9 protein-coding genes and 2 pseudogenes are annotated in these 15,075 nt (G+C 38.5%); 8 read left to right on the top strand and 3 right to left on the bottom strand.

The window, feature by feature from the left end:
* Positions 1–43: 43 nt before the first annotated feature.
* Both hslV and hslU read left to right on the top strand, forming a co-directional pair.
* Complete coding sequence (hslV, locus tag JCM15457_RS02040) at positions 44–589, top strand: ATP-dependent protease subunit HslV (protein WP_034987023.1); 546 nt, start codon at positions 44–46, stop codon at positions 587–589.
* 32 nt (positions 590–621) lie between these two features.
* A complete protein-coding gene (gene hslU / locus JCM15457_RS02045) occupies positions 622–2,043 on the top strand; it encodes an ATP-dependent protease ATPase subunit HslU (RefSeq protein ID WP_034987026.1) in 1,422 nt (473 codons plus the stop codon).
* A 139-nt stretch (positions 2,044–2,182) separates the two neighbouring features.
* On the opposite strand, the gene plsY is transcribed toward hslU, so the two are convergent.
* Complete coding sequence (gene plsY / locus JCM15457_RS02050; protein ID WP_034987028.1) at positions 2,183–2,812, bottom strand: glycerol-3-phosphate 1-O-acyltransferase PlsY; 630 nt, start codon at positions 2,810–2,812, stop codon at positions 2,183–2,185.
* 222 nt (positions 2,813–3,034) lie between these two features.
* On the opposite strand from plsY, the pseudogene parE reads away from it, so the two are divergent.
* Positions 3,035–5,033: pseudogene (gene parE / locus JCM15457_RS02055) on the top strand (DNA topoisomerase IV subunit B).
* Complete coding sequence (gene parC, locus JCM15457_RS02060; protein WP_034987030.1) at positions 5,033–7,501, top strand: DNA topoisomerase IV subunit A; 2,469 nt, start codon at positions 5,033–5,035, stop codon at positions 7,499–7,501. The pseudogene parE and the gene parC overlap by 1 nt, the downstream one beginning before the upstream one ends.
* 145 nt (positions 7,502–7,646) lie before the next feature.
* On the opposite strand, the gene JCM15457_RS02065 is transcribed toward parC, so the two are convergent.
* Positions 7,647–9,347, bottom strand: coding sequence for an Rqc2 family fibronectin-binding protein (locus tag JCM15457_RS02065; RefSeq protein WP_034987032.1), 1,701 nt, complete (start codon positions 9,345–9,347; stop codon positions 7,647–7,649).
* 229 nt (positions 9,348–9,576) lie between these two features.
* Between JCM15457_RS02065 and JCM15457_RS02070 the strand changes: the two genes are divergently transcribed.
* The 4 genes and pseudogenes from JCM15457_RS02070 (at position 9,577) to lepB (ending at position 13,184) form a co-directional block, all read left to right on the top strand.
* Positions 9,577–9,999 (top strand): MarR family winged helix-turn-helix transcriptional regulator, encoded by a 423-nt coding sequence (locus JCM15457_RS02070; RefSeq protein WP_034987033.1) that lies wholly within the window; start codon positions 9,577–9,579, stop codon positions 9,997–9,999.
* A 109-nt stretch (positions 10,000–10,108) separates the two neighbouring features.
* Entirely contained in the window at positions 10,109–10,975 is an 867-nt protein-coding gene (locus tag JCM15457_RS02075; protein WP_034987034.1) for a DegV family protein, read from the top strand.
* Between the two features lie 85 nt (positions 10,976–11,060).
* Positions 11,061–11,927, top strand: coding sequence for a sugar phosphate isomerase/epimerase family protein (locus JCM15457_RS02080; RefSeq protein WP_187325783.1), 867 nt, complete (start codon positions 11,061–11,063; stop codon positions 11,925–11,927).
* Positions 11,928–12,586: 659 nt separating this feature from the next.
* Positions 12,587–13,184 (top strand): annotated as a pseudogene (gene lepB, locus JCM15457_RS02090) (signal peptidase I).
* A gap of 605 nt (positions 13,185–13,789) precedes the next feature.
* On the opposite strand, the gene JCM15457_RS02100 reads toward lepB, so the two are convergent.
* Positions 13,790–14,941, bottom strand: coding sequence for an IS30 family transposase (locus JCM15457_RS02100; RefSeq protein WP_034987040.1), 1,152 nt, complete (start codon positions 14,939–14,941; stop codon positions 13,790–13,792).
* Positions 14,942–15,075 lie beyond the last annotated feature (134 nt).

A 15,075-nucleotide genomic window follows, 5' to 3' on the forward strand; every position in this document is an offset into this window, starting at 1 on the left:
GAAGAATAAACCAAGCAGTTGAATTGAAGGAGGATATTATATAATGGCAGGAGTATCATTTCACGCAACGACAATTTGCGCAGTTCGGCATAATGGACATATGGCAATGGCTGGAGACGGACAGGTCACAATGGGAGAAAAAGTTATTATGAAAGGAACAGCACGCAAAGTTCGGCGCATCTATAATGATCAGGTCGTTGTCGGCTTTGCAGGAAGTGTCGCAGATGCCTTTAACCTTGAAGAAAGATTTGAGAAAAAATTAAGTGAGTATAGCGGCAATTTACCTCGGGCAGCAGTCGAACTTGCACAGGAGTGGCGTAGTGATCAAGCTTTACAAAAACTTGAAGCACTGTTGATAGTGATGGATAAGAAAGATCTTCTGATGGTTTCTGGAAGTGGTGAGGTAATTGAACCAGATGACGATATTTTAGCAATTGGTTCTGGCGGAAATTATGCTTTATCCGCTGCAAAGGCAATGAAGGCTCACGCAGAGGAAATGTCAGCGGGTGAGATTGCTAAGGCAGCTATCAACATTGCGGGTGATATCGATATATTCACAAATCATAACGTTATTGCAGAAGAACTGTGATTTTCTAAAGCAAACTAGAGAGGAACCTTTATATGAATTCAAGTGATAAAACACCAAAACAAATTGTTTCAGACTTAAATAATTATGTTATCGGCCAAGACAAAGCGAAAAAGGCAATTGCAGTTGCTTTGCGTAATCGTTATCGGCGAATGCAGCTTTACGGTGAGATGCAAGAAGAAATAACACCTAAAAATGTTCTGATGATTGGTCCAACTGGAGTCGGAAAAACTGAAATCGCACGTCGTCTTGCTAAAATCGTTGATGCGCCATTTATAAAGGTTGAAGCAACGAAATTCACAGAAGTTGGCTATGTAGGACGTGATGTCGAGTCAATGGTACGCGATTTAGTTGAAGTTGCTTACAAAATGGAAGAAGAGGAGCAATTTAAGCAAGTTAAATCACAGGCTGCTCAAAGAGCAAACAAGCGCTTGGTGAAACTACTAGTACCTGCCAAAAAGAAAGAACAGCGAAAAAGTAATGAGCAACAGAATTTTATGAAAATGTTGCAGGATATGCAGAATGGCAAAATGCCTAATATCGGCAATGCACAGCCAGTTGAAGAGGAAGTTACGGATCAAGTGCGTGATGAAAGACTTTCAGTCAGTGAACAGCTTAATCGCGGTTTGCTTGAAAATCAGGAAGTTACGATCTCAATGGATGATCCAACTCAAAAAAATAAATACCAAAACAATATGCTGGGGCAGATGGGTATTGACCTGAATGATACATTGGGTGCTTTGACTCCCAAAAAGAAAGTCAAGAGGACGATGACCGTTGCTGAGGCGCGCGAAGTGCTAACACGTGAGGAATCTGCAAAGTTAGTTAATGAAGCTGACATAGCTGATTTAGCAGTTAAACGAGCTGAAAATACGGGAATTATTTTTATCGACGAAATTGATAAGATTACATCTAAATCGCAAAAAAACAGCGGCGAAGTATCACGTGAAGGTGTCCAGCGGGATATTTTACCGATTGTTGAAGGCTCGCAGATTCAAACTAAATATGGTCTTTTAGATACTGATCATATTCTTTTTATCGCTTCGGGTGCCTTTCATGAAAGTAAACCAAGTGATCTGATTGCTGAATTACAAGGAAGGTTCCCTATCAGAGTAGAGCTAGATGATCTTCGGGTTGAAGATTTTGTCAAAATATTAACTGAGCCAAGCAACGCGCTTGTTAAGCAGTACATTGCTTTAATCGGAACTGATAATATCAAAGTGACTTTCACTATCGAAGCTATTCAAAAGATTTCAGAGATTGCTTTTCAGGTCAATCATGAAACGGAAAACATTGGAGCCCGCCGTCTGCACACCATTTTAGAAAAGCTGCTTGAAGATTTGCTTTATGAGGGGCCTGACATGCAGATGGGTGATATAACCATCACAGAAGCCTATGTCGATCAAAAAATCGGTAATATTGTTAAAAACAAGGACCTCAGCCAATATATTTTATAGAGAAACAAAAAAGTTTAATGCGATATCTCTCATTATGGGATGAGGGGGATGCTGTGCTCTGAAATAGAGCCTGCGGTTAACTTTTTTCAAAATAAAAAGCAGCGAACGTTTTGGCGTTTCACTGCTTTTTATATGCGTGTTATTTTTTCTGCTTTTGTTTTTTCTTTTTTCTAGCGTAAACAAGACCAAAATGCACTAGATTCTCGTTACCATTGCGAATACGTTTGAGATTTCCTTTGTGTCGATAGAACACAAAAATCGTCAAAATAAGAGCAATAATCGTCAAGAAGGGATCATGGAAGCAGAATGACAAAAGCGTAATTAAAGTCATCCCGACCATGCTGGCAACACTTACCATGCTAGATAAATAAAGTGAGGTTAGGAAGATAATCCACGCAACGATAAAGAAAATTGGGCTATAAGCAAGCAAGATACCAGCGCTTGTTGCGACTGCTTTCCCACCTCGAAAACGTGCGAAGATTGGGAAGACATGTCCTATAACTGCAGCGCACCCAATCAACAAAACATTAATATGGACATCGAACAGGTAAGGTTGACAAGCAGCCAGCGTCCCCTTTAACATATCCATTAGCAAAACGATAAAACCGGCTTTTTTCCCAAGAACGCGAAATGTATTCGTTGTACCGGTATTTCCGCTGCCAAATTCACGGATATCCATTTTGTAGAAAATCTTGCCGATCCACACGCCAGATGGAATTGAGCCTAATAAATAGGCGATTACTAACATTATGATGATAGTAGAGTTCACACTGGATTGACCTCCTTAGGTTAATACGATTTATTTTAGCACTGTTTATACCACCGCTTCAAATCATTTTTTTGTGCTATGCTTATTACTGATATAAAACATTTGCATAAATGCTACTTTACATTTTTTAACTTGAGGGTTTATGATATTTAAGTCACAATTTAAAAACATAAAACAAAATTTATTTAAATAATACTCCAAAAACAGAAGGGGTTTGAATTCATGGCAAAAGAAAAATATAATGATGAATCTATCCAAGTCTTGAAAGGCCTGGAAGCGGTCCGAAAAAGACCAGGGATGTACATCGGTTCAACTGATAGCAAAGGACTGCATCATCTTGTCTACGAGATCGTTGACAATGCAGTTGATGAAGCTCTATCAGGCTTTGGCGATGAAATCAATGTCATCTTGCACAAAGATAATAGTGTGACTGTAGTCGACCATGGGCGTGGTTTGCCTGTCGGAATGCATGCACTAGGGATACCGACTGTTGAGGTTATCTTCACGGTCTTACACGCAGGTGGCAAGTTCGGTCAAGGGGGATATAAGACGTCAGGGGGCCTGCATGGTGTTGGGGCCAGTGTTGTAAACGCCTTGTCTACAAAAATGACTGTTAATACAGTTCGTGACGGAATTGAATATGAAGAGGATTTTGAAAATGGCGGTCATCCTGTTGGAACTTTGCGTAAGTTGGGGAAAACACGTAAACGAACTGGGACGCGTGTTACTTTCCATCCAGATCCTGAAATTTTTACGACAACACATTACAACTATGATACTCTAGCAGAACGGTTACGAGAATCTGCTTTCTTACTCAAGGGTGTTACCATCACTTTAACGGATGAACGAACAGATCAAGAAGACATCTTTAAATTCGATGAAGGCATTAAAGAATTCGTGGCATATCTAAACGAGGACAAAGATACTTTAGGAAATATCATGTATTTTGATGGAACTAAAAATGGTGTCGAAGTCGAAGTCGCTGCACAATACAATGATGGGTATTCCGAGAACATCATGTCTTTTGTCAACAATGTTAGAACCAAGGATGGTGGAACGCATGAAGCAGGTATGAGATCTGCTTGGACCAAAGCCTTTAATGAGTATGCACGGCAGGTTGAATTACTCAAAGAAAAAGACAAAAATCTTGAAGGAAGCGATGTTCGTGAAGGTTTAGCGGCAATTATTTCAGTACGTATTCCTGAAGAACTACTTCAATTTGAAGGACAAACCAAAGGCAAGTTGGGAACACCAGAGGCACGGTCAATTGTGGATAGTGTTGTGAATGAACAACTTAGGTTTTATCTAATGGAAAATGGTGAGTTTGCGCAGGATTTGGTGCGCAAATCTCTCAAGGCTAGGGAGGCACGAGAAGCTGCACGCAAGGCTCGTGATGAGAGTCGTACCGGCAAAAAGAAACATCGTAAAGAACGACTTTTATCAGGGAAGCTGACTCCTGCCCAGTCTAAGAACGCCAAACGCAATGAACTTTTTTTAGTCGAGGGCGACTCTGCTGGTGGATCGGCTAAACAAGGACGTGATCGAAAATTCCAAGCTATTTTGCCTTTGCGGGGTAAGGTATTAAACACAGAAAAAGCAAAAACTGCCTGAAATTCTGAAAAACGAAGAAATCAACACCATGATTTACACGATAGGTGCAGGTGTTGGAGCTGACTTTGATATTAAAGATGCCAATTATGACAAGGTAATCATTATGACTGATGCTGATACCGATGGTGCGCACATTCAAACTTTACTGTTGACATTTTTTTATAAATACATGCGGCCAATGATCAATGCAGGACGTATTTATATTGCCTTACCGCCGCTATATAAGCTGCAAAAGAAGGTCAAGAGTAAATTGGTAGTCAAGTATGCATGGACAGACGACGAACTGCAGTATGCAGTAGCTAAATTAAAAAAGGGCTATACACTGCAACGCTTCAAAGGTTTAGGTGAAATGAATGCTGATCAGTTGTGGGAAACAACCATGAACCCTGAAACACGCACGCTGGTTCGCGTCAAAATTGAGGACGACGCGTTAGCTGAAAAGCGGGTTACAACTTTAATGGGTGACAAGGTCGAACCGCGTCGAAAGTGGATTGAAAAGAATGTCAAGTTCACGCTCGAAGAAGATGGAAGTCTGCTGGATAATGCAGTTGTTGAAGGTGCACATGGTGAAAACGCAGCATCAGATTCTGACAAAGGAGATGAAGGCTAATGGTTGAAAATCAAGAAGAAAACAGTAATGTACAGGAGCTGTCGCTTGAAGCTGTTATGGGAGAACGCTTTGGAAGATACTCTAAGTATATTATTCAAGAGCGTGCATTGCCTGATATTCGCGATGGATTAAAGCCAGTGCAGCGTCGTATTTTATATGCAATGAACCAAGATGGAAATACATACGATAAAGCTTTTCGTAAGTCTGCCAAGTCTGTCGGGAATGTAATGGGTAATTTTCATCCTCATGGGGACAGCTCAATTTATGAGGCAATGGTTCGCCTGAGTCAATCCTGGAAATTGCGCGAGCCGTTAATTGAAATGCATGGCAATAATGGCTCAATGGACGGTGATCCCCCTGCAGCGATGCGTTACACTGAGGCACGGTTAAGTAAAATTTCTGGAGAAATGTTACGCGATATCGAAAAGGAAACGGTTGAATTTGTTCCGAACTTTGACGATACGGAAAATGAACCGACCGTTTTACCAGCTCGTTTTCCTAATTTACTTGTAAATGGTGCAACAGGTATTTCTGCGGGATATGCCACCGAAATACCACCGCATAATTTGCATGAAGCGATTCAAGCAGTCATCTATCTTATGGAACATCCTAAGGCAAAACTTGATAAATTAATGGAATTTGTTAAAGGGCCAGATTTCCCTACTGGCGGAATTGCTCAAGGGATAGATGGGATCGTAAAGGCCTACACTACGGGACGTGGACGGGTAATGCTTCGTTCAAAGACCGAAATAGAGCAGCTGAAGGGAAACAAGGAACAAATCATTGTTACTGAGATACCATATGAGGTTAATAAGGCTCTGCTGGTTAAGAAGATCGACGAATTGCGATTGTTAAAGAAAGTTGAAGGAATTTCTGAGGTTCGGGATGAGAGCGACCGCGAAGGACTGCGGATAGTTATTGAACTTAAACGAAATGCCTCAGGACAAGGAATTTTAAACTATTTATTCAAAAACACAGACTTGCAAATTTCATATAATTTCAATATGGTTGCAATAAATAACAAACGACCTGAGCATGTTGGGCTTAAAGCAATACTAAGTGCATATTTGGAGCATCAAAGAACAGTTACAACAAAACGAACACAATTCGATTTGAGAAAAGCACAGGAAAGAAAGCATATAGTCAGTGGCTTGATTAAGGCATTATCTATTTTGGATCAAGTCATTAAAACGATTCGGGCCAGTAAAAATAAAAAGGATGCAAAAGAAAACTTGGTTGCACAGTATGACTTTACCGAAGCACAAGCTGAAGCGATTGTGTCCTTGCAATTATATCGTTTGACTAATACCGATGTGACGGCGCTTCAGGCTGAGTTCGAGGACTTGCAGCAGAAGGTTAAAAATTATCAAGAAATTTTAGCTGATCCAGGCAAACTTGATAAAGTAATAAAAAAAGAATTACGCGCTATCGATAAACAATATGTTTCACCGCGTAAGACAGTGATCCAAGACCATGTTCAACAGCTTAAAATTGAAACTGAAGTTTTGGTTGCTCCTGAAGATGTGGTGGTAATGGTCAGTCGAGATGGCTACTTGAAACGAAGTTCGTTAAGATCCTTCAAGGCCTCGGGCGAAGCTGACAATGGGTTAAAGAGTGACGATCTTGTGATTTTTCAGTCCACGGTCAATACGCTTGATCATCTTTTTATAATGACAGATAAAGGAAATGTAATTTATCGGCCAGTGCATGAAATACCTGAGTACAAATGGAAGGATACGGGAAAACACCTGTCTCAAACGGTTAGTTTAGATAAAGATGAAAAAGTCATCCATGCTTTTAGTTTTCATGATCTTAAACAAACGGGCAACTTCCTCTTTGCTTCTAGGGAGGGCTTTATCAAGCAAACAACCTTTGCAGATCTGCGGCCTGGGAGGACATATAGAAGTCGAGCGGCCCAGTGTATGAAGCTTAAAACGAACAGTGATCGTTTGCTAACTGTGGCCTACTTGCCTGAAGAAGATGTGAAAAAGGATACACTATTTATCCTTGCATTGACACATGGCGGCTACGGACTGAGGTACAAATTGAATGAGGTCCCTGTTAATGGTGCAAAAGCAGCTGGCGTCAAGGCAATAGATTTGCGTGAAGATGTTCTGGCAGCGGTTCTTATTGTAGACGAAAAGTCACAAGTTGGTATTTTGACGCAACGTGGAGCCTTTAAGCGTATGAAAGTTTCCGAGATAACAGCGACTGCGCGTGCAAGACGCGGGGTACAGATCTTGCGAGAATTAAAACGTAATCCGCATCGTGTCATCCTCTCGCGGGTACTGAAAACTGGAGAAAACTTGAGTGTTATAACGGATAAGATGGAAACAATTGTTATTAATCCATTTGACCATCCTAATGTCGACAGATATTCAAACGGCTCGTTCATTATCGATACAGATGAACTTGGAGTACCGCTGTATATTAAAATGCAAATCTCCGATGGAGAAAGTGAAAACTGAGATCGATGTTGGATGTTAGATCCTTATTCTGATTTTAGAATGTGTTGACTACTTATTAAACAGACCAAAAAAGGCTGTAGCAAGTTGAGAAGTTTCACTTGCGACAGTCTTTTTTTAAAGTTTAAAGTCAGGCGGAGTTTCTAAGCTAGCCTTTTTTTAAGGAATCGATCAGCTCTCGTTGAGGTGTCACAAAAAGGGTTTTTTGTCCTTCGTAGATGACAAAACCAGGTTTAGCACCATTTGGCTTGCGAATTCTTTTAACTTGCACGTAATCAACTGGCACCGATGCTGAATCACGGGACTTAGAAAAATAAGCAGCTAAATTAGCAGCTTCAAGTAAAGTTTGCTCGCTAGGTTCGTTTGAATAAATGATGACATGTGAGCCGGGAATATTCTTGGCATGCAGCCAAATGTAGTCTTTTCGAGCTGTTTTTAAAGTCAGGCGGTCATTTTGAAGATTATTTTTTCCAACAGCAATTTTTGTATTATCGCTTGAAAAGTAGATAGCGGGTTGGCTGACTTTTTCTTTACGGACTTTGCCGTGTTTTTTTTGCTTTTGGGCCTTGAGATAACCTTGCTGCTGTAATTCGATTTTAATGTCAGGCAGATCCTGTGGATCTGCAAGCTCGATTTGAGCTTGGAGTTCCTCCAGATAATTGATTTCTGATTGAGTCAGCTCAATTTGCTGTTCAAGAAAAGAAACGGCATTTTTTAACTTCTGATATTTTTTGAAATACTTTTGCGCATTTTGAGAAGGCGTCAACTGGTTGGAGAGTGCAATTTTGACCATTTTACCGTCAGCATAATAATTCGGGAGCTCGATTGTCGTCATGCCACGTTTTATCTGGAAAAGGTATGTCGTTAGCAACTCTCCTTTTACTCGATATTGATCTGCTTTAGCAGTTGAGTTTAATTCTTTTTGCAATTTTTTGAGCTTTTTGCGATTTTTATGCAGATTGTTCTTGATAACATGAATCAATTGACTGCCTTGTTGCTGAACACGATCAGAGGTAGCCTTGTCACGATAAAATGTGTCAAGAAGCTCACTCAAAGTTGAGAAAGTCTGCTTAGTTTTTTTGACGGGATATGCAAAACAAGTGAAGAATGGTCTCTTTCCCACAACAATGCTAGGGACAGGAGCAGCAGTTTTACTTAAAACCTGATGCCAGCCAGCTACGGGATCCTGGGCATGCTGGTGCAGACATTCGGCTAGATGAATTGCGTGTTCCCTAGCTACACCTTGATAAGTTTTACTCAATTCATCTGCAAGAACTTCTCGGTTAGGATATTCTTCAATCAGTTTAAGGTAACGTTTAGAGTCATCTGTAAAGGGATCTAAACGTTTTTGCTTTGGAGGCTTGTTATACGGCACACCTGGTAAAAGCGTGCGAAATCGATTTTGATCAGGTCCAATATGTTTAATCGTGTCGATGATCAAATTCTTAGTTTGGTTAATCAAAATGACATTACTATAGCGACCCATGATCTCAATGCTCAATAACAAAGGCATGCGATCACCGAGCTCATTTCTTGTTTCAAAGCTTAAATAGACAACACGATCGTTTTCAAGCTGCTCAACCTTGATTAATTTTGCACCTTCAAGGTATTTACGCAGGGTCATTGTAAAATTAGTTGGTACAGGTGGGTTCTTGTATGGCATGTCTGATATCTGAATACGTGCATAATTTGGATGTGCTGATAAAAGCAACGGGAAATTATGTCGTTGAGCCCGGATGGTAATTATTACCTCGTTAGGGAAAGGCTGTGAAATACGTCCCACTCTTCCAGAAACCAGCTTTTGGAGCTCATGGACCATTGCATGTGTAAATAGACCATCAAATGGCATGGAGACCAACTCGCTTTCTTAATAAATTAGTATTATTAATCTTGTTTATTCGCTATTTACAGCTGTTTATAATTGTACCTTTTATGCAGGAAAAGAGCAAAAAGCCAACTTAAGCATGACGGTTCAAAATAGTTATTTTTTTATATTGCCATTGGGTTCTAAATATAACATAATGGCTCTGAGGGGTAATTACATATTACACGTACATTCATTTGGGGAGGAAAAGTATATGCGTTCATCATTGGATAGTCTTTTGGTACTTGAAAAAAAGTATCATAATATTTTGAATAAAGTAGCGCAACAGCACGGTTTAACAATTGCAGAGTGGCAGCTGCTTATTAAGATAAGTGATGGAGCGCAAACGCAAGAACAACTTGCTCATATAACGAAACTCAATATTTCAACTTTAAGTCGGCAACTAACACGATTAGAGACGAAAAAATTCGTAATTAAATCTCCCACTGCGGGGAAACGTGGCAGAGGCTATTTTGTATATACGGAAACAGAGAAGGGGAAAGAAACGATGCAAGAGATGGAAACTGCCATTAAGACTCTAGAACAGAGGCTTTTTATGCGCTGGTCCGATGAAGAGACTAAGTTATTGCAAGTGTTACTGAATAGGCTTGTCCAAAGCATGAAACGATTTGATTGACTGCAAGGTTATATAGCAGCGATACGCCACGTGCTGGCTGAAAAAAACGTTTTGTGTTATGATTACAATCGTAAGAATTTCCCATAAACATAAAGTAGGTGTAGGATTCATGAAAATTGCTGTTGTTACCGACAGTACGGCTTATTTAACCGATAAGCAGATCAACGATTACAATATTCACGTAGTTCCAATACCTGTAATTATTGATAACAAAGTGTATAAAGAAGGCATAGATATTTCTACAGAGGATTTCTATCAGAAACTCAAAACTGCTGATTCTTTCCCGAGTACATCGCAGCCGCCTGTAGGGGAACTGATATCTTTATACGAGTCCTTGGGTAATCAAGGATATGATGCTGTAATAAGCATTCATTTGGCAAGTACGATTTCGGGATTCGTTCAAACGCTGACCAATATTGCCGGGGAGGTTCATAATATCAAGGTAGTTCCCTTTGATTCTCAAATTACCGTGATGCTGATGGGCAATATGGTAATCGCTGCGGCCAGAATGGCTTTAGCAGGAGCTAGTGTTGATGAAATATTAATGCGATTAAGAGAACTACGCGCTACTACTAACGAATATTTTATCGTTGATGATCTGCAAAATCTCGTTCGTGGCGGTCGTCTGTCCAATGCATCAGCCTTTATTGGCAGTGTTTTGAAAATCAAGCCATTGCTGACTTTTGATCGCGAAAATCATAGAATTGTGGCTTTTGATAAGGTTCGTTCTAGAAAGAAAGCAATCAAGCGAGTAGAGAACCTTTTTGATAAAGAGCGTCAAAAGATAGATTATCCGCTTCGACTCATCATTATTCATGCAAACGATGAGGAGGCAGCCGCTGCTTGGAAGGATCAACTTGTGCTAAGATATCCGAATTATCCGATAGATATCAGCTATTTCGGTCCCGTTATCGGAACACACTTAGGTGAAAAAGCTCTGGCATTAGCGTGGATGAAGGATATAGACAAAGAATAAAAATAATTTAGGAGACTGACAGGGCTACTACGACAGTCTCTTTTTTGTTTATTTTCAAAGTAAAAATGTGGAAAGCAGGTTTATAATGAGCAATTCTATAAGAAAACCAATATTGGGGCTTAAAGCTGGGACTGACGCTAAACAAATAAGGAATCGTTTAAAGTATTCGCCAACTGTTTTCGAGTTTTTTACAAATGAGGATGATTTTACTCCAGAGGGACTGAAAAGACTGGAATATGATATTCAATGGGTTAAGTCAGAAGCAACAGCAAAAATAATTTTGCATCATCCAATGCGGTTTAAAGGCGAGTTTACGGAACTGGTGGCCCCTTCAAAAAAATTTCCCGAATTGCACAATTTCATTTATCAAACAACTGAGGATCTCTTGCAGTTTGCCTTTGACTATGATATTCAGACATTGGTTCATGGTTCGTATGCGCGGCGAACTCAATTCTTTATTGATATGTATCCTAACCTGTCAACAGCACGAAAAGAAGTTTTTGCACAGTTGGATGAATTAGCCGAGTGGGGACAGGAGCATATCATGTTTGAAAATTCTATCTCGCCGATTTTTTACTATGGCAATGAGGATGAAGAAAATGATATTTTAAAGCATAACTATCGCTTAGCATTTGATACAAGCCATTGTTTTATCAAATGTCAGGGAAGCAATGAACTCCTTAAAAGAGCTCTTAAGCATTTGAAATCAAATGTGGTTCATTACCACTTGGTTGATTCAATGGGGAAAACTCACGACAGCTTGACTTTAGGTCAAGGAAAAATTGATTGGAAAATGGTGTTGCCTTTATTAAATCCAGCGGCAACAAGTATTTATGAAATAAACCTTGCTAATCAGGAGGACGCTAAGGAACAGGTCGAAAGCCACTATTTTTTAACCGAGCTCTATAAAAAAATCTCCGATGATCTTACAATTATGCCTAAAAATAGATAATAAATTTAAAATTGGTTTAAAAAAACTTGTTAGGGTCTGATTTCGCTGTTTCAAATTTAGACGATGGGTTACAATAGCTCTCGGGACTATTGGAATCTTAAGGCAAACATGTTGCAGGCAGGCATGTTGTGAGGGATGGTATGTTTTGAACAAGTTTTTAAATATTTCAGTTGGAGTATTAGGTACTCTATACTTTCTTAATGATATATGTTTCAGGATAATGGTCAACTTGTACCAGCAGCAAGGCTATACCATTCAAAAAGCTAATAAAATTGCGAATATTGTAGACGTTGTTCCTATTGTCATTGTAATAACACTATTATTGATTTTAGTGGGGTTATTCGCGCTAATAAGCAACATGATTTTTTTTGCTGATGGCAATTTTATTTTGCGAGTCGTGATGAATATTTGCTGTATCTTGATGCCTTTTTTATATAACAGTAGAATCTGGTTCCTTTTTTACGAAATTTTAGCCTGTATATTGTTCTTTGTTTATTTATACGTATTAGACTCTAGATATGATAATGATGACAATGTCGGCTTGGACAGTTTTTAAGTTCAATAATTATATGTCAGCAAATGATTTATTGAAGTAGGTTGCGTTATAGTGGTATATTAAGACCAAGACAAAAATAAGTTTAAAGTTTGAAGGAGAAAAAATGAAAGTTTTTAGAGAAATAATGAGCTGGATACTCCCAATAGTTATTGTTGATAATCGCACTGCTCGTGAAACAGTTTTTCTTTTCATTGGTGAGAGTTGATGGGACATCGATGTATCCCAATCTGCAAAATAATGAGCGTGTAATGATGTTGCGGCAAGCACACATTAAACATGATACAGTGATTGTGTTTAATGCACACGGGGTTGATAAAAACTCGCCATCAGTCACGGAAAAAACGAAATATGTTAAACGGGTTATCGGTATGCCTGGAGATAAAATCGAGTATCGCAATGATGGACGCGTATTCGTAAACGGTCACGAACAGTCTCAGAGCTATATAACAGCATCGCAGCGTCGAGAAGGAACTCTGATGCTGAGTTCGAGTCTGCCAGAAGCAACTGGCGTAACTTTAGGATCAGGAAAGACATTTACTGTTCCTAAGAATAAATATTTTGTTCTCGGTGATAATCGGAAAAATTCAAATGATAGTCGATACTATGGTTTTGTTCCTAAAGATAAAGTAGAGGGTGTCGTTAAAGTTACTTTCTGGAATGATAAAAGCGACGTAATTAATTCATATGGACAAAAAAATTAACGCTCTTAAAATAAAAACAATTTGCATTTTCGATTTGAATGTAAGTTGTTTTTATTTTTTATATTGTGGCATAATATTTTGAAAAGTTAAAAATTGTTAAAATAGTCATTTTTAATTTAGAACTCAATACAAAATGGATATGTGTAATAAAATCAAGCAAGATAGTGAAAAGAGCTTTAATTAAGATTAACACTACTTTCGATAATATATATTATGTAAACTAGACAAAAAATGGAAATTGTCAAGTCCGAATTTTAATGGTCTCTCTCTCTTCGATTTATACAGCTTTTAAAATGCTGTTAAAACAACGTTTTAACAGCATGAAAAAACAAAAAATAATTTTGAAAAAGAAAAATAAATTCAAAAAAATTGCAAAAAGTTACGAAAAAAATCAGTCACATAAATTTATGACCGGCAAAATTTCTTCAAATCGCTGGTAAAATTTTTGTGGCTGATTTTGATTTTCAAGTTTAAATTTGTCATTTTATTAGTTTGTTCAGTGATTTTGAGTGATTTACAGTTGATTTTTGCTTAAATTATGTCAATTAGTAATAATCATGTATTTTCAAAATAATTAAAGTTTTGCTATTGAATTCGCTTAAAGATCAACGTTTCGAAGTGTTTTTGGAGCTTCTTAAATGTCGTTTATAGCCGTATGTACGGTCAATTTCTTGTAATTTACGTCTAAAGACGTCTCTCGGCGTCTTATAATTCAAAACTGCTTTAGGTCTGCTATTGATTTTATGCAAAGAACGTCTTAAATCATCATTTGTAATGTGTTCAAAATGTGTTTTCTTTGGAAAGTACTCGCGCAGCATTCGATTGGCATTTTCATTAGAGCCACGTTCCTCAGGACTATATGGATGTGCAAAGTACGCCATGATCTGAAATTCCTTTTGAACTTTGTTGATCACAAAATGATTTGTAAATTCAAATCCATTATCAAATGTGAATGATTGAACAATGTGTTTGGAACGCTTTCCAAAAAGATGCATAAACTGATCCAAAACTTTACAGACTGCTTTTCCTGATTGTGAATCCGTTTTTAAAGCAATGTAGTAACGCGTTTTACGTTCACAAAACGTCACAAAAACTTTTTTATAGCCCTTTTTCGGCAAAACACAGTCAACTTCCCAATGTCCGAATAAGCGACGACTATTCACCGCAGGTGAACGTTCCTCAATCGAATGTTTAATTGGTCTGATTACCCTTTTTTCTTGTTGTTTCACCCTTCTTTCCTGAATTTTTAGTTCTTCTGCCTGTCGTTCTTTGGCACTCATCTCAAGTAAGCGCGTTGACTTTCGACGTTTAAAACGTTTTTGATAGCGTAAATTATCTTCTGAGACTCCTGGAATCATGCCGCGATAAATCCAGTTATAAATCGTGTTGCGGCTCAATTTAAGTTCCTTATGCGTTTCTGCAATCATCTGTGGTGACCACTTATCGTCTAAGATTCGTCTAGCGATAATTCGGGCTTTTTTCTTGGTATATTTCTTTTTAGTTCCGATTCGACTTTGTCTTAAGTTGGCATATTGCTGGGCTTCTTCTGCGTTGTAGCGATATGCTCGCCATTTACGAGGCATAAGATGATAATCTGAGTAGCGTTGACTTCTGCGGAGTTCATTGTTGATCGTCATAACAGTCCGATGTAAGCGGCGTGCAATCTCAGCTTGATTATGGATTTTTTCAATATTCCAGAGATAGTCGATTTGACCACGTTCAAATGCTGTTAAATGTTTATTCCGTTTATTTTTCATTAAATGCCCCTTTCTTACGAAATAAAATAGCCATCATTAAAATGATGACTATTTAAATTATATAATTTATCTACTTATATTTAGGTTTCATTTTCATTACGACTTGATTAAAACGCTTTGTTTTTGATATTAAA

It is taken from the genome of Liquorilactobacillus sucicola DSM 21376 = JCM 15457 (assembly GCF_000612445.1).
Taxonomy (GTDB): Bacteria; Bacillota; Bacilli; order Lactobacillales; family Lactobacillaceae; genus Liquorilactobacillus; species Liquorilactobacillus sucicola.